Annotated in this window: 12 protein-coding genes and 1 riboswitch; of the genes, 7 read left to right on the top strand and 5 right to left on the bottom strand. The window is 63.8% G+C overall.

The window, feature by feature from the left end; all coding sequences use genetic code 11:
- Positions 1–26: 26 nt before the first annotated feature.
- From ACTJKE_RS25195 to ACTJKE_RS25185, 3 genes are all read right to left on the bottom strand, one after another.
- Positions 27–1,025: an ABC transporter substrate-binding protein gene (locus tag ACTJKE_RS25195; RefSeq protein WP_057254177.1), complete on the bottom strand. Its 999-nt coding sequence runs from the start codon at positions 1,023–1,025 to the stop codon at positions 27–29.
- A 340-nt stretch (positions 1,026–1,365) separates the two neighbouring features.
- Complete coding sequence (locus ACTJKE_RS25190) at positions 1,366–1,626, bottom strand: hypothetical protein (RefSeq protein WP_143032967.1); 261 nt, start codon at positions 1,624–1,626, stop codon at positions 1,366–1,368.
- Between the two features lie 188 nt (positions 1,627–1,814).
- Positions 1,815–1,958 carry a hypothetical protein gene (locus ACTJKE_RS25185; RefSeq protein ID WP_093234608.1) on the bottom strand — a complete coding sequence of 48 codons (144 nt, stop codon included), beginning with the start codon at positions 1,956–1,958 and terminating at the stop codon, positions 1,815–1,817.
- A gap of 250 nt (positions 1,959–2,208) precedes the next feature.
- Between ACTJKE_RS25185 and ACTJKE_RS25180 the strand changes: the two genes are divergently transcribed.
- Together ACTJKE_RS25180 and ACTJKE_RS25175 are read left to right on the top strand one after the other, a co-directional pair.
- Positions 2,209–3,666, top strand: coding sequence for a cobyric acid synthase (locus ACTJKE_RS25180; protein WP_110879494.1), 1,458 nt, complete (start codon positions 2,209–2,211; stop codon positions 3,664–3,666).
- A 148-nt stretch (positions 3,667–3,814) separates the two neighbouring features.
- Positions 3,815–4,441, top strand: coding sequence for a class I SAM-dependent methyltransferase (locus ACTJKE_RS25175; protein ID WP_058323196.1), 627 nt, complete (start codon positions 3,815–3,817; stop codon positions 4,439–4,441).
- A gap of 40 nt (positions 4,442–4,481) precedes the next feature.
- On the opposite strand, the gene ACTJKE_RS25170 is transcribed toward ACTJKE_RS25175, so the two are convergent.
- Positions 4,482–6,713, bottom strand: coding sequence for an adenylate/guanylate cyclase domain-containing protein (locus ACTJKE_RS25170; RefSeq protein WP_440692761.1), 2,232 nt, complete (start codon positions 6,711–6,713; stop codon positions 4,482–4,484).
- A gap of 243 nt (positions 6,714–6,956) precedes the next feature.
- Positions 6,957–7,105: riboswitch (cobalamin riboswitch) on the top strand.
- 436 nt (positions 7,106–7,541) lie between these two features.
- Between ACTJKE_RS25170 and cobU the strand changes: the two genes are divergently transcribed.
- The 5 genes from cobU to ACTJKE_RS25145 all read left to right on the top strand — a co-directional run bounded on the left by cobU (position 7,542) and on the right by ACTJKE_RS25145 (position 14,225).
- Entirely contained in the window at positions 7,542–8,066 is a 525-nt protein-coding gene (gene cobU, locus ACTJKE_RS25165) for a bifunctional adenosylcobinamide kinase/adenosylcobinamide-phosphate guanylyltransferase (RefSeq protein ID WP_112995575.1), read from the top strand.
- Between the two features lie 3 nt (positions 8,067–8,069).
- Positions 8,070–9,134 (top strand): cobalamin biosynthesis protein CobW, encoded by a 1,065-nt coding sequence (gene cobW / locus ACTJKE_RS25160; protein ID WP_093234604.1) that lies wholly within the window; start codon positions 8,070–8,072, stop codon positions 9,132–9,134.
- A gap of 101 nt (positions 9,135–9,235) precedes the next feature.
- Entirely contained in the window at positions 9,236–13,003 is a 3,768-nt protein-coding gene (cobN, locus tag ACTJKE_RS25155) for a cobaltochelatase subunit CobN (RefSeq protein WP_440692759.1), read from the top strand.
- A 152-nt stretch (positions 13,004–13,155) separates the two neighbouring features.
- Positions 13,156–13,800, top strand: a complete 645-nt coding sequence (cobO, locus tag ACTJKE_RS25150) for a cob(I)yrinic acid a,c-diamide adenosyltransferase (protein ID WP_440692757.1) — start codon at positions 13,156–13,158, stop codon at positions 13,798–13,800.
- A complete protein-coding gene (locus ACTJKE_RS25145) occupies positions 13,800–14,225 on the top strand; it encodes an EamA family transporter (RefSeq protein ID WP_440692755.1) in 426 nt (141 codons plus the stop codon). Before cobO ends, ACTJKE_RS25145 begins: the two co-directional genes overlap by 1 nt.
- Positions 14,226–14,270: 45 nt before the next feature.
- On the opposite strand, the gene ACTJKE_RS25140 is transcribed toward ACTJKE_RS25145, so the two are convergent.
- The gene (locus ACTJKE_RS25140; protein WP_113515098.1) at positions 14,271–14,864 is read right to left on the bottom strand and encodes a methyltransferase family protein; all 594 of its coding nucleotides are present in this window, start codon (positions 14,862–14,864) and stop codon (positions 14,271–14,273) included.
- Positions 14,865–14,972: the final 108 nt, after the last annotated feature.

Raw genomic sequence — 14,972 nt, 5'->3', positions numbered from 1 at the left:
GACGGCGCGCCTGCCCTTGTGTCGTGTCAGAGTGCCGCCTTGACCTTTTCGGCCACTTCCGGGCTCACCCACTGGGTCCACATGTCCGGGAACTCGGCGAGGAAGTGCTTGGCGCCATCCTCGTTGGTACCCTGGTTCTGGTCCATCCAGGCGAGAACCTTGTTGACGGTGCCGTTGTCCCACTTGCGCGCCTTGACGTAATCCATGGCGACGCCGGCCTTCTCGGAGAAGGACTTGGTCACGACCGTGTAGACGTCGGAAACCGGGTAGGAGTTGACCTTCGGTGTCGGGCAGTCCGGCACGGCGGTGCAGGCGTCCCAGTCGGCCTTGTCGTGGTCGACGCCGAAGGAGAGGCGGGTCATTTCGTACTTGCCGAGAATGGCGGTCGGCGCCCAGTAGTAGCCGAGCCAGCCGGTTTTCTTTTCGAAGGCGTTGGCGATCGAGCCGTCAAGGCCGGCGGCCGAACCGGTATCGACCAGCAGGAAGCCGGCCTTTTCCGCGTCCAGCGCCCGATAGAGATTGGCGGTCGAGACCTGGCAGTTCCAGCCCGACGGGCAATTGTGAACGGCGGCCTTCGACGAATCTTCCGGCGACGGGAAGAGTTCCGGATGCTTCAGGGCGTCCTGCACCGTCTTGATGTCAGGATGCGCGTCTGCGAGGAATTTCGGGATCCACCAGCCCTCGATGCCGCCTTCGCTCAAGATCTTGGCCGCTTCGATCAGCCGGCCTTCCTTGATCGCAGCGTCGAGCGGCGTGCGCACGGCGTTGACCCAGAGTTCTGGCGCCATGTCGGGTTGCGACTTTTCGTTCATGGAAGCGAAGGTCGGCATGGTGTCGCCGGTGACCAGCGTCACGGTGCAGCCGTAACCGTTTTCGAGAATGAACTTGTCCACCTGGGCGGCGACGCCGGCGGAAGCCCAGTTCATTTCGGCAATGCTGACTTCACCGCATTCCGCAGCCTGTGCGGAACCCGCCAGAGCGTAGAGGCCCGCGGCGAGAATGGTGGAAGCGAGGAGTTTCTTCATGTTGCAAGACCTCCCAGTCTTTATTTGCAGCCAATATCCAAACGGGAACCTACGGCGGATGCCGAGCATCCTCCGTCACCCGGAGCAATCATGCAGCCTGGGGTTCGGCATCAAATCAAGCCAAGGTTCACCCTTGCTGCGGACGGTGCGGGAGTTCGTTTTCAGCCCTGGCCGCGGAACCCTGTCGCCAGCCAATCTCCTCTTATACCGCCAGCCAAGCCTAAGTATTCTCGTTGAGAAATCAACCTCTTCAATCGGAACGTCGGGTTGCCGCCGCTCTTTGCGCGTTCTGTCTGCGACATCGCTGGCGGGCGCTTTTTGAGCATGAGAAAGGCCGAATTTAAGCAATACCGACAATTCCTGCCGCAAAAAATGGCGCTATGCGCCACATCGTTCGAATCCCTGTCGAGATCCTGACGTTTCCTGTCGTGATTGCGTCACGGCGATTGTCGCGCATGTCGCGAAAAAAATTCAAAAAAAGCCGGAATTCATCTTTGGTTAAATCCTCAATAACCATCCGGTAACGATGTCCAGCTAATTGTTCTTCTCGCGGCGGGGGACTGCCGCGGGTCCGGATCAGGTAGTGCGTCCCGGATTTCAAGCGAACCTTCGGTGCGTTACCCCGAAGTGACCAGGCGTTTTTTGGGCGGCCGCATCCCTCTTCTCGAGGTTGATGCGGCCTTCGCATTTCAGCACCAGCGTCGGACATAAAAAAACCGCCCCGGATGGGGCGGTGGAGGAGGCTCTGGGAGGAGAGCTCGAAGGGGCATCTGCGCCCCGATCGCGGACCTAGCCGACGTTCGACGTACGGATGAAGCCGAGCGGACCGAAGGGCGCGTCGACAACGAGGTTGCGCACGCGTGACTGGCTGGTCGGAACCTTGGAGTTCCAGGCGATCTGGACGAAGTTGGGCTTGCTGAAGATGTACAGCATGGACGTAAACCTTGAGAGGCCGGAGGCCTATCCCCCGGAGCGTGTTGCTATGCCGCTGATATAGGTGTGCGCTGCAATAGAATGAATGCCAAACTCGCCATGCGATGTCGCAATTTGGCTACCGGCTGCGGCATTTTCGACAAGCCTTGCGAAAGGCCGAAACAATGCGTGAGAAGCCTCGCTCGATTGCGGCGAAATCGTGTCGAAACAGACCTTTGCCGCTGACCGTTTCAGTGTTACCGATGGCCGCATGACACGCAGGATCATGTTGCAGGGAACCGGCTCGGATGTCGGAAAATCGGTACTGGTGGCGGGGCTCTGTCGGCTCGCCGCCAATCGGGGCTTAAAGGTCCGGCCGTTCAAGCCGCAGAACATGTCGAACAACGCCGCCGTTTCCGACGACGGCGGCGAGATCGGCCGGGCGCAATGGCTGCAGGCGCTGGCCGCGCGCGTGCCGTCGTCCGTGCACATGAATCCCGTGCTTTTGAAGCCGCAGTCCGACGTCGGCAGCCAGATCGTCGTGCAGGGCAAGGTGACGGGGCAGGCCAAGGGCCGGGAGTACCAGGCGCTGAAACCGAAGCTGCTTGGCGCCGTGCTGGAAAGCTTCGAACAGATCTCGGCCGGCGCCGATCTCGTGGTGGTGGAGGGCGCGGGCTCGCCGGCGGAGATCAACCTGAGGGCCGGCGATATCGCCAATATGGGCTTTGCGACGCGCGCCGACGTGCCCGTCGTGCTCGTCGGCGACATCGACCGCGGCGGGGTGATCGCCTCGCTCGTTGGCACCCATGCGATCCTTTCGGACGAGGACCGGCGCATGGTCACCGGGTACCTCATCAACAAGTTCCGCGGTGACGTTACGCTGTTCGATGATGGCACCGCCGCCGTCAATCGATTCACCGGCTGGCCCTGTTTCGGCGTCGTGCCATGGCTGAAGGCAGCAGCCAGGCTGCCGGCAGAAGATTCGGTCGTGCTGGAGAAACTGACGCGCGGCGAGGGACGGGCGCTGAAGGTTGCCGTGCCGGTGCTGTCGCGCATCGCCAATTTCGACGACCTCGACCCGCTGGCCGCCGAGCCCGAGGTCGATCTCGTCTTCGTCCGGCCGGGCAACCCGATCCCCGCTGATGCCGGCCTGGTCGTCATTCCCGGATCGAAGTCGACCATCGGCGACCTCATCGATTTTAAGGCGCAAGGCTGGGATCGCGATCTCGAGCGCCATGTGCGCCGCGGTGGACGGGTCATCGGCATTTGCGGCGGCTACCAGATGCTCGGTCGTCGGGTCACCGATCCGCTCGGCATCGAGGGTGGCGAACGTGCGGTCGAGGGCCTCGGGCTTCTCGACGTCGAGACCGAGATGGCGCCGGAAAAGACCGTGCGCAACAGCCGCGCCTGGTCGCTGGAGCATGACGTGGCCCTCGAGGGTTACGAGATCCACCTGGGCAAGACGCAAGGGGCCGATTGCGACCGACCTTCGGTTCGCATCGACAACCGTGCGGATGGTGCGCTTTCTGCCGACGGCCGGGTGATGGGTACCTATCTGCACGGGCTGTTCACGAGTGACGCCTATCGCACAGCACTTTTGAAGAGCTTCGGCATTGAAGGCGGCGCCAGCAACTACCGCCAGTCGGTCGACGCGGCGCTCGACGATGTCGCCGGCGAGCTGGAGGCGGTACTCGACCGGCGCTGGCTGGACGGGCTGCTCGGCAGATAACCGAAAAGGCGGGCAGCGGAAATCATCGGGATTCCTGGCGACAGCATGGACAAGCCTGAAACCCCAGCATCTTCCACCGTTCCGCTGTAGAATTCACTGGGAAGAATGGAGCGCTCAGCTGCGGCCGCGCTCGGAGACAGGTGTTGCAATGCAGGACGAAACCAGACGAGCCCATTGGGACAAAGCCTATCAATCGAAAGGCGAAGCGGGGGTCAGCTGGTTCGAAGATGCGCCCGCCGTTTCGCTCGATCTCATCCGCAGGCACGTGACGATCGCCACCGCGTCGCTGATCGATGTCGGCGGCGGCGCCTCGCGGCTGGTGGATGCGCTGCTCGACGAGGGCATGAAATCAGTTACGGTGCTCGATCTGTCGCCGGCGGCGCTCGATGCCGCCAGGGCAAGGCTCGGGCTGCGGGCCGACGCGGTCCACTGGGTTGCGGCCGATGTGACCGCGTGGCGGCCGGATCGGACCTACGACATCTGGCACGACCGCGCCGCCTTTCATTTCCTGACCGATCCGGACGACCGGGCTGCCTATATCGAGCGCCTGACGGCGGCCGTCGCGCCTGGCGGGTACGCGGTTATCGCCACCTTCGCGCCCGATGGTCCGGAGCGCTGCAGTGGCCTACCGGTGGTGCGCTACGATCCGGCGGCACTCGCCGAAGTGATCGGACCGTCCTTCCGGCTTGTCGAGCATGTCAAGCACCAGCACACGACCCCGTGGAATTCGACCCAGGCCTTCCAGTTCAGCGTGCTGCAGCGGGTGACGCACTAGGGCCGCAACCGGTTTGGCGCCTGCGTCGCTTCTGCCATGGCTAGCGCACCTGCGAGAAGGTGAAGGCTCTGTCGCCATGGTACCAGATGAACTCGTTTTCCCGGGCGCTCAGTCCTCCGGGGTTCCGCGAGACCACCCCACAAAGGTTCGTCGTTTTCAGCCACAGGAAACAAACCTCGTCCTTCTCGAACCGGACCTCGACATTGCTCATCCTGCCGGCGCCGAGCGAAGCCCAGTCTCCCGTCAAGGTGGCGATGCCCTCGGGCGAAACGACAGCTTCATGTTCCTCGCCCGAATCCAGCATGCGTCCACGCAACCGGTGCCCGAAGAACAACGAACGGAGCTCATCGGCTGGCAGCCTGTCGCGAATGCTGACGTCGGTGTTCATCAGGGTCTCAGGCACGCCCGCCAGACGCAGTCCCTGATAGAGCTTCTCGCTGGCATGCGGCTGCGCCAGGTCCAGCGGCGGGCGCTCTGAAATGCAGACGGGCGTTCCGCCACGGCTGATGCGAAGCGCGTCGTAGCGGGCGACTGCCCCCTCAGCCTCCGCGCGGTGACCGAGATGTCCGGCGGCAGAGGCAAGGAGAAGGAAAGGACCGTCATCCTGGGGGTTGAGTGCGATACTGCTTTTCGCCGCTGCCGCTGCCGCTTCGAAATCCTCCAGGCTGAACTGCGTCAGGCCGAGGACGTACAGGAAGAAGGACGGGGAGTGCGGATCGAGGCGGATCGCCGTGCGGATATAGGGCAGAGCCTCCGCCGGCCGTCCGGCGGATGTCAGGACGAAGGCCGTCAATGCGTAGCTCCAGGAGTCGCCGGGTTCCAGCGCGATCGCTTCCTTGAGGTCTGCGAGCGCGTCGGCATGCCGCCAGTCCACTTCGGCAAGGAGGGCCGCTGCCTGATAGGCGAGTGCCGTCTTATGTTTCTGCGCCATCCGCAGAAACTGCCGCGCCTTGGCTCGCGCCTCGAAGCGCGTGATGCCCAGCTGATAGTGCCAGCGCCAAAGGTAAATGCGCGCATAGACCATGGCTGCGGCGGCATAGGCACGTCCATAGGCGGGATCGAGCGCAATCGCCTGGTCGAAATAGGGCAGTGCCTTTGCGAAGTCTTCGGGCGTGGTGCGCCGGTGGTGCTCCCAGCCGCGCAGGAACGCATCGAAGGCCGCCGGCACGGTCGTTTCCTTGCGCCCGAAGGCCATCTGCTGGTCAGGATCCAGCCGCAACGCAAGCGCTTCGGCAATGCCGCGCATCACTTCGTCCTGCAGCGCAAAGGCGTCGGTGAGCGATCCGTCGAACTTTCCGGCCCAGACGTGACCGCCATCCAGGGAATCTATGAGCTGCGCATTGATGCGAAGCTGCTCTCCGGCACGCTGGACGCTGCCTTCAAGCACATATCGGACACCGAGTTCTTCCGACACCTGCCTGGCTGTCACCGATCTCCCCTTGTAGGTGAAGGTCGAGTTGCGCGCGATGACGAACAGGCCGGAGATCTGGGCCAGTTCGGTGACAAGGCCGTCGGTCATGCCATTGGCGAAAAACTCCTGCTTGGGGTCATCGCTGACATTGGCAAACGGAAGCACGGCGATCGAGGGCTTGTCTGCCTGGCTGAAGTCCACGGCCTGAGCCGGACGGATGTCGGCAGGCGGCTGCCACGGGCGCCACCAGGCGGCGCCGGCGGCGGCTGTGAATGCCAGGGCAGATGCCGCTGCCAGGGCGACCCAGCGTCTTCCACGGTGCGCCCTGGCCTTCGGCTTGCCGGCGTGGGCTTCGTCCAGCCAGAGACGGTAGGTCCGAACCGGTTTTTCGACGTGTTTCAGGCGCTGCTCGCCGAGAAAGACGAAACCGACATCGAGGTGCTTCTCGACCTGGTCGTAGGCGGTGCCGGAGATGACGATGCCGCCCGGTTCGGCCAGGCTCTGCAGGCGCTCGGCGATGATGACACCATCGCCGTGGATGTCGTCGCCCTCGACGATCACGTCGCCAAGATTGATGCCGATGCGGAATTGCAGCCGCCCCGCGTCCACGCCGCGACTATCAGATTTGGCGCGCTGCACCTCGACCGCACATCGGACTGCCTCGACGACGCTGTGGAACTCGACCAGCAGGCCGTCGCCCATGGTCTTGATCAGCCGGCCGCGATGCGTCTCGATGCTTTGTTCGAATAGTTCGTGCAGGTCGGCCTGAAAGCGGGCGCAGGTACCCTCCTCGTCGGCCTGGGTAAGCAGCCCATAGCCGCAAACGTCGGCAATCATCACGGCGGCGAGCCTGCGTTCCATGTGCCTACCGGATAAACGAAGCCCCTCGGGTCGGTTGCGGGATGGTTCAGCGACCTTTGCACGTCCATAGGACGCGCGGCGCTGCAGTTTAACGCAACATCCGTCATTGCTAAAATATGTTCGTTCGCGATCTGCCATTCGCCTCATGTCCGGTGCGGCTTCGCGCTCGACAAATCGTCGCGCGACGCAAGTCGGCCGGGGAGGTGTCGCAAGCGTCGATTGACTTTGCGGCGCCCGCTTCCTAATCATCGGATGTTGGATGGTTCCCCCTTGTCGTGGCGATCGGGGGGAATAATTGGGAATGTGACGGATGGACCCAAATCGGGCATCCTTATCGCAGCCGACCCCGCGACTGTAGAACGGTCAGGGTTCGCCATCGGGCTCAAATTCAGAGCTGCCAGCCGGTTGCATGGGGCAATCGAGGCAGTGCGGAATCGAGCCGGAAAAGCCACTGGCGTGGCATCGTGATCAGCCGGGTTGGACGCCTCTTCTTCTACGAATCGTCCGCCTTTCACGAAGCCGCCCACAGCGCCGCGCGTCGGAGACGACGCGCAAAGGTTCGCTGTGGCACCGGAAAGCGCCGGGAAGGTGAGGCGGGCCGCTCGGGTCCTGACATCGGAACCTCGTCCATTCTGAGCGAGGCGATGTGGGGCCTCGTGACGCCGTGAGCCAGGAGACCTGCCACCCGACATGGGCATTCCGCCCGAGGAGACGTGTCGTCTCCAACGCCATCACGGAGGTTGTTTTGGCTCTCAGATACTTTCCCGAACGCGCCGCCGGCGCGTCGAACGGCTGTTGCCATCTGCCGCTGACCTTGGCGCGGTCGCGATGAGCAATCCCAGCGCCGGACCCGTTCTGGTCCTCGGCGGCGCCCGTTCCGGCAAGTCCAGCTTTTCCGAGAAGCTCGTCGAAGCGTCCGGTCTCGCCAAACATTATGTCGCCACCGGCCGCGCCTGGGACGACGAAATGCGCGCGCGCATCGACCATCACAAGATGCGCCGCGGCGAAGGCTGGACGACGCATGAGGAGCCGGTCGATCTCGTCGGCATCCTCAGTCGCATCGATAATCCCGATCACGTCGTGCTGATCGACTGCCTGACGCTGTGGGTCACCAATCTCATGCTCGAGGAGCGCGACATCGAGGCGGAGTTCGCAGCGCTCGCCGCCTACCTGCCGCAGGCGCAGGCGCGCCTCGTTTTCGTTTCCAACGAGGTCGGCCTCGGCATTGTGCCCGAGAACCGCATGGCGCGCGAGTTTCGCGACCATGCCGGCCGGCTTCACCAGATCGTTGCGGAGAAATCCGCTGAAGTTTACTTTGTCGCGGCCGGTTTGCCGCTGAAAATGAAGGGTTGAATAATGACCACTGCGAGAACCAGCCACGGCAAGATCCCGGCGACTGTCATCACCGGCTTCCTCGGCGCCGGCAAGACGACGATGATCCGCAATCTGTTGCAGAACGCCGACGGCAAGCGCATCGCGCTGATCATCAACGAGTTCGGCGATCTCGGCGTCGACGGCGACGTCTTGAAGGGCTGCGGTGCGGAGGCCTGCACCGAGGACGACATCATCGAACTTACCAATGGCTGCATCTGCTGCACCGTGGCCGATGATTTCATCCCGACCATGACCAAGCTGCTCGAGCGCGAAAACCGCCCGGACCATATCATCATCGAGACCTCGGGCCTGGCTTTGCCGCAGCCGCTGATCGCCGCCTTCAACTGGCCGGATATCCGCAGTGAAGTCACCGTCGATGGCGTCGTCACCGTGGTCGACAGCGCTGCCGTTGCCGCCGGCCGCTTTGCCGACGACCATGACAAGGTCGATGCGCTGCGCGTCGAGGACGACAATCTCGACCATGAAAGCCCGATCGAGGAACTGTTCGAGGATCAGCTGACCGCTGCCGACCTCATAGTGCTCAACAAGACCGATCTGATCGACGCGTCCGGCCTCAAGGCGGTACGCGACGAGGTTTCCTCGCGCACCAGCCGCAAGCCGACCATGATCGAGGCGAAGAACGGCGAGGTGGCCGCCGCCATCCTGCTCGGCCTCGGCGTCGGCACCGAAAGCGATATCGCCAACCGCAAGTCGCATCACGAGATGGAGCATGAGGCGGGCGAGGAGCACGACCATGACGAGTTCGACAGCTTTGTCGTCGAGCTCGGCGCCATCGCCGATCCGGCCGCCTTCATCGATCGCCTCAAGGGCGTGATATCCGAGCACGACGTGCTGCGTCTCAAGGGTTTTGCCGATGTGCCTGGCAAGCCGATGCGCCTGCTGATCCAGGCGGTCGGTGCCCGCATCGACCAGTATTACGATCGCGCCTGGGCGGCCGGCGAAAAGCGCGGCACGCGTCTCGTCGTCATCGGCCTGCACGACATGGACGAGGCGGCGGTTCGCGCTGCGATTGCTGCGCTCGTCTGATCGTTCATTGAATGAAATGATCTAACGCATTGAAATAACGCAATTCCGGACGGAAGCCGCTTCACGCGTTTCCGTTCGGAATTGCCCGAACGGACAAGACCATGCATCTGCTTCTCGCCCAGAAAGGAACGATCGCCGACGGCAACGAGGCGATCGACCTTGGGCAAACGCCGGCCGACATCCTGTTCCTGTCTGCCGCCGACACCGAGCTCTCCTCGATCGCCGCCGCCCACGGCCGGCGTGACGGTGGCCTGAGCCTGCGCATTGCGAGCCTGATGAACCTGATGCATCCGATGTCGGTCGACACCTATGTCGAGCGCACGGCGCGTCATGCGAGGCTGATCGTCGTCCGGCCGCTCGGTGGCGCCAGCTATTTCCGCTATCTGCTCGAAGCCTTGCATGCGGCCGCCGTCACCCACCGTTTCCAGATCGCGGTGCTGCCGGGCGACGACAAGCCGGACCCGGGCCTTGAACCGTTTTCTACGGTTGAGGCCGATGACCGCCAGCGGCTCTGGGCCTATTTCAACGAGGGCGGCGCCGACAATGCCGGCCTGTTCCTCGACTATGCCGAGGCGCTGGTTTCAGGCGCCGAGAAACCGCAGCCGGCCAAGCCTTTGCTGAAAGCCGGCATCTGGTGGCCGGGGCGGGGCGTGATCGGGGTTTCGGATTGGTTGAGTGTTGTGGGGGCTGGAGCCCCCGCATGCGCAAATCCCACCATCGCCATCTGCTTCTACCGCGCCCTCGTCCAGAGCGGCGAGACGCGGCCGGTCGAAGCGCTGATCGATGCGCTGAAGGTGCAAGGGGTTCGGGCACTGCCGGTCTTCGTCTCCAGCCTCAAGGATGCGGTCTCCGTCGGCACGCTGCAATCGATCTTTTCCGAGGCCCCACCCGACGTGGTGATGAATGCCACCGGCTTTGCCGTTTCTTCGCCCGGCGCCGATCGTCAGCCGACGGTGCTGGAATCAACCGGCGCGCCGGTGCTGCAGGTGATCTTCTCCGGCTCATCACGGCAGCAATGGGAGACATCGCCGCAGGGGCTGATGGCGCGCGATCTGGCGATGAACGTGGCGCTACCGGAGGTCGATGGCCGCATCCTTGCGCGCGCCGTCTCGTTCAAGGCGGCGTCGATCTACGATGCGAAAGTCGAGGCTAACATTGTCGGGCATGAGCCGCTCGAAGATCGGGTGCGTTTTGCCGCCAGCCTTGCCGTCAACTGGGCGAAGTTGCGTCGCACCGAACCCGCCGACCGGCGGATCGCCATCGTCATGGCCAATTATCCGAACCGCGACGGGCGCCTCGGCAATGGCGTCGGTCTCGACACACCGGCCGGCACCGTCGAAGTGCTGCGTGCCATGACGGCAGAAGGCTATGCGGTGGGCGACGTCCCGGAGGATGGCGACGCGCTGATGCGTTACCTGATGGCCGGGCCGACCAATGCGGCAGGCCGTGATCGTGAAATTAGAGAAACAATTTCGCTCAGCGATTACAACGCCTTCTTCGATTCGCTTCCGAAACAGATTCAGGATGAAGTTGGCGGCCGTTGGGGCGCGCCCGAGGCCGATCCGTTCTTCCTCGACGGCGCCTTCGCGCTGCCGCTCGCCCGCTTCGGCGATGTCATCGTCGGCATCCAGCCGGCGCGCGGCTACAACATCGATCCGAAGGAAAGCTACCACTCGCCGGACCTGGTGCCGCCGCATGGCTATCTCGCCTTCTATGCCTTCCTGCGCCATCAGTTCGGCGCGCAGGCGATCGTGCATATGGGCAAACACGGCAATCTCGAATGGCTGCCGGGCAAGTCGCTGGCGCTGTCTGAGACGTGTTACCCCGAGGCGATCTTCGGGCCGCTGCCGCATGTATATCCGTTCATCGTCAACGATCCGGGCGAAGGCACGCAGGCCAAGCGCCGCACCAGCGCCGTCATCATCGACCACCTGACGCCACCGCTCACGCGCGCTGAATCCTACGGGCCGCTCAAGGACCTCGAGGCGCTGGTCGACGAATATTACGACGCTGCCGGCGGCGACCCGCGACGGCTGCGGCTCTTGAGCCGCCAGATCCTCGACCTCGTGCGCGACATCGGCCTCGACAGCGATGCCGGTATCGACAAGGGCGACAGCGACGACAAGGCGCTGGAAAAGCTCGACGCCTATCTCTGCGACCTCAAGGAAATGCAGATCCGCGACGGCCTGCACATCTTCGGCGTGGCGCCGGACGGGCGCTTGCTGACCGATCTGACCGTGGCACTGGCCCGCGTTCCGCGCGGGCTTGGTGAAGGCGGGGACCAGAGCCTGCAGCGGGCGATCGCGGCGGATGCGGGGTTCGCCTTCGACCCGCTCGATTGCGTGATGTCGGACGTCTGGACCGGCGTAAAACCATCGATCCTCACCGATATCTCCGACGCCCCCTGGCGCACCAACGGTGACACCGTCGAACGCATCGAGCTCCTCGCCGCAAGCCTCGTCTCGGGTGAGCAGCCTTGCCCAGCGGACTGGACCCACACGCAAGCCGTGCTCGACGAAATCGAGACGCGTCTCAAGCCCTCGATCTCCGGCTCCGGCGCTGCCGAAATGGCGGGCTTTCTCACCGGCCTCGACGGCCGCTTTGTCGCCCCCGGTCCTTCCGGCGCGCCGACCCGCGGCCGCCCGGACGTGCTGCCGACGGGGCGCAACTTCTACTCCGTCGACAGCCGCGCCGTGCCGACACCTGCCGCCTATGAGCTCGGCAAAAAATCCGCCGAACTGCTGATCCGCCGCTACCTGCAGGATCACGGCGAGTGGCCTTCCTCCTTTGGCCTCACCGCCTGGGGCACGGCGAACATGCGCACCGGCGGCGACGACATCGCCCAGGCGCTGGCGCTGATCGGCGCCAAGCCCGTCTGGGACATGGTTTCACGCCGGGTCACGGGCTACGAGATCGTGCCGCTTGCCACGCTCGGCCGGCCGCGCGTCGACGTAACGCTGCGTATTTCCGGTTTCTTCCGCGATGCCTTCCCGGACCAGATCGCCCTCTTCGACAAGGCGATCCGCGCCGTCGGCGCGCTGGAGGAGGACGATGCCGACAACATGATCGCCGCGCGCATGCGGGCGGAAAGCCAGCGGCTGGAGGCAGAAGGCGTCGAGGCTCAAGAGGCCGCGCGTCGCGCCTCCTATCGCATCTTCGGCGCCAAGCCCGGAGCCTATGGCGCAGGCCTGCAGGCGCTGATCGATGAGAAAGGCTGGGACAGCAGAGCCGATCTCGCCGAGGCGTACCTCACCTGGGGCGCCTACGCCTATGGCGCCGGCGAAGAGGGCAAGGCCGAACGCGATCTCTTCGAGGAGCGGCTGCGCACCATCGAAGCGGTGGTGCAGAACCAGGACAACCGCGAGCATGACCTGCTCGACAGCGACGACTATTACCAGTTCGAAGGCGGCATGAGCGCTGCCGCCGAGCATCTCGGTGGCACCAGGCCGGCGATCTACCACAACGACCATTCCCGGCCGGAAAAGCCGGTCATCCGCTCGCTGGAGGAAGAGATCGGCCGCGTCGTTCGGGCGCGCGTCGTCAATCCCAAGTGGATCGATGGCGTCATGCGCCACGGCTACAAGGGCGCCTTCGAGATCGCCGCCACCGTCGACTACATGTTCGCCTTTGCCGCGACCACCGGTGCGGTGCGCGACCATCACTTCGAGGCCGCCTATCAGGCCTTCGTCGTCGACGAGCGGGTGGCGGAGTTTCTGCGCGACAAAAACCCCGCCGCCTTTGCCGAGCTTGCCGAGCGGCTGCTGGAAGCGATCGACCGCAATCTCTGGACCCCGCGCTCGAACTCGGCGCGGTTTGAACTTGGTGGCATCAGCGGCGCCGCCACCCGGCTTCGCGCCGGCAACGAATAGAGCAGCTCCGGGCACGGTTTTCCGTCCGGAATTGCCTGGAAGCAAAGACTTGGGTTCCGTTTCGCGTTCAGTGAAATACGGAAAAGGAACAGATGCGGGATCAGAGCTGCGGTTTTGCATCGATCCCGCCAACCGGAATTGAGGGAGTTATCATGAGCGATGAGACGACAAACAGCGGCGAAGCCCCTGCCGAGAAGGACGATGCCCGCCACGCCATGAAGATGGCGAAGAAGAAGGCCGCCCGCGAAAAGATCATGGCGACGAAGACCGACGAGAAGGGCCTGATCATCGTCAACACCGGCAAGGGCAAGGGCAAGTCGACCGCCGGTTTCGGCATGATCTTCCGCCATATCGCCCACGGCATGCCCTGCGCCGTCGTGCAGTTCATCAAGGGCGCCATGGCGACGGGCGAGCGCGAACTGATCGAGAAGCATTTCGGCGACGTCTGCCAGTTCTACACGCTCGGCGAGGGCTTTACCTGGGAAACGCAGGACCGCGCCCGCGATGTGGCGATGGCGGAAAGGGCCTGGGAAAAGGCCAAGGAACTGATTCGCGACGAGCGCAACTCGATGGTGCTGCTCGACGAGATCAACATCGCACTGCGCTATGACTATATCGACGTCGCCGAAGTCGTGCGCTTCCTCAAGGAAGAGAAGCCGCACATGACCCATGTCGTCTTGACCGGCCGCAACGCCAAGGAAGACCTGATCGAAATCGCCGATCTGGTTACCGAAATGGAGCTGATCAAGCATCCGTTCCGCTCCGGCATCAAGGCGCAGCAGGGCGTCGAGTTCTGATGAGCCAGAGCTGGCAGCTTTGGGCATTGCTATCGGCCGTGTTCGCTGCCTTGACGGCGATCTTCGCCAAGGTCGGCGTCGCGCAGGTCAATTCCGACTTCGCGACGCTGATCCGCACCGTCGTCATCCTCTGCGTGCTCGCCGGCATTGTGGCTGCGACCGGGCAGTGGCAGAAACCTTCGGAAATCCCGGGCCGCACCTGGCTGTTCCTGGCACTGTCCGGCCTTGCCACCGGCGCCTCGTGGCTTGCCTATTTCCGGGCGCTGAAACTCGGAGACGCCGCCCGCGTCGCGCCGATCGACAAGCTGTCGATCGTCATGGTCGCGATCTTCGGCGTTCTCTTCCTCGGCGAAAAACTCAACCTGATGAACTGGCTCGGCGTCGTGTTGATTGCCGCTGGGGCGCTGCTTTTGGCGGTGTTTTAAAGTCCGGCCGCGTTCGCACAATGTGAGCCGCGCGAATGGTCGAAGTCAGATCCACCGGCGGACACGCCCGCAATAGGCACTGTATGCCTCGCCAAAAGCGCGGGAGAGGTGGGTTTCCTCCATGCGGATCTGGTAGGAGATCGAGATCCAGGCGGAGAGCGCCAGCGCCACCGAGACGACGTTCGGGACTGCCAGCACCGTGCCGATCAGCGCCGTGGCCATGCCGACATAGATCGGGTTGCGCGAGAAGGCGTAGAGGCCTGAGGTCACGAGCGGCGCGTCCTGTTTCTCAGGGATGCCGATCTTCCAGGAATGGCGCATCGCCCATTGCGACAGCATCGTCAGCCCGCCGCCGAGCGCCATGAGTACAAGGCCGGCGGTGTGAAGCAGCGGCCGGTCGAGCACTGGGATCCTGCCGAGCGAAGCGCCGACCGCCTCCGGAAAGGCGGCGACCGCCAGCAGGTGAACCACCAGCGCCGCCACGATCACGCGAAAGAGTTTGCCTGCAAATCCCTCGGCATCGTCGCCATAGGTCAGCACGACGGGTGAGCGGCCGGATTGAACGCGGCGCAGGATCGCCAGCGCCAGGGTGAAAAGGCCGACGACAAGCATCAGGATGGCGGGAAGGGTGGTGGACATTGGAACCTCTGGGCGATGACAGGATGACGCTTGCGGCCGGGCGGCCTGTCTGACGAGACTCTGACTCGCCCGACTTCCGCGACGCATTTCCTGCAAGTTGCAATCTCT

The sequence above is a fragment of the Ensifer sp. 22521 genome (assembly GCF_052044795.1).
Taxonomy (GTDB): domain Bacteria; phylum Pseudomonadota; class Alphaproteobacteria; order Rhizobiales; family Rhizobiaceae; genus Ensifer.
Note: the sequence above shows the minus strand (reverse complement) of the source record. Positions and strands in the feature narration are given on the sequence as shown.

Bases quoted from the DNA above. Each gene is read 5' to 3' on its own strand.
- ACTJKE_RS25180 (WP_110879494.1), top strand. From the start codon at position 2,209: ATGACACGCAGGATCATGTTGCAGGGAACCGGCTCGGATGTCGGAAAA.
- ACTJKE_RS25195 (WP_057254177.1), bottom strand. From the start codon at position 1,025: ATGAAGAAACTCCTCGCTTCCACCATTCTCGCCGCGGGCCTCTACGCT.
- ACTJKE_RS25185 (WP_093234608.1), bottom strand. From the start codon at position 1,958: ATGCTGTACATCTTCAGCAAGCCCAACTTCGTCCAGATCGCCTGGAAC.
- ACTJKE_RS25140 (WP_113515098.1), bottom strand. From the start codon at position 14,864: ATGTCCACCACCCTTCCCGCCATCCTGATGCTTGTCGTCGGCCTTTTC.
- ACTJKE_RS25145 (WP_440692755.1), top strand. From the start codon at position 13,800: ATGAGCCAGAGCTGGCAGCTTTGGGCATTGCTATCGGCCGTGTTCGCT.
- ACTJKE_RS25170 (WP_440692761.1), bottom strand. From the start codon at position 6,713: ATGGAACGCAGGCTCGCCGCCGTGATGATTGCCGACGTTTGCGGCTAT.
- ACTJKE_RS25175 (WP_058323196.1), top strand. From the start codon at position 3,815: ATGCAGGACGAAACCAGACGAGCCCATTGGGACAAAGCCTATCAATCG.
- cobN (WP_440692759.1), top strand. From the start codon at position 9,236: ATGCATCTGCTTCTCGCCCAGAAAGGAACGATCGCCGACGGCAACGAG.
- cobU (WP_112995575.1), top strand. From the start codon at position 7,542: ATGAGCAATCCCAGCGCCGGACCCGTTCTGGTCCTCGGCGGCGCCCGT.
- cobW (WP_093234604.1), top strand. From the start codon at position 8,070: ATGACCACTGCGAGAACCAGCCACGGCAAGATCCCGGCGACTGTCATC.
- cobO (WP_440692757.1), top strand. From the start codon at position 13,156: ATGAGCGATGAGACGACAAACAGCGGCGAAGCCCCTGCCGAGAAGGAC.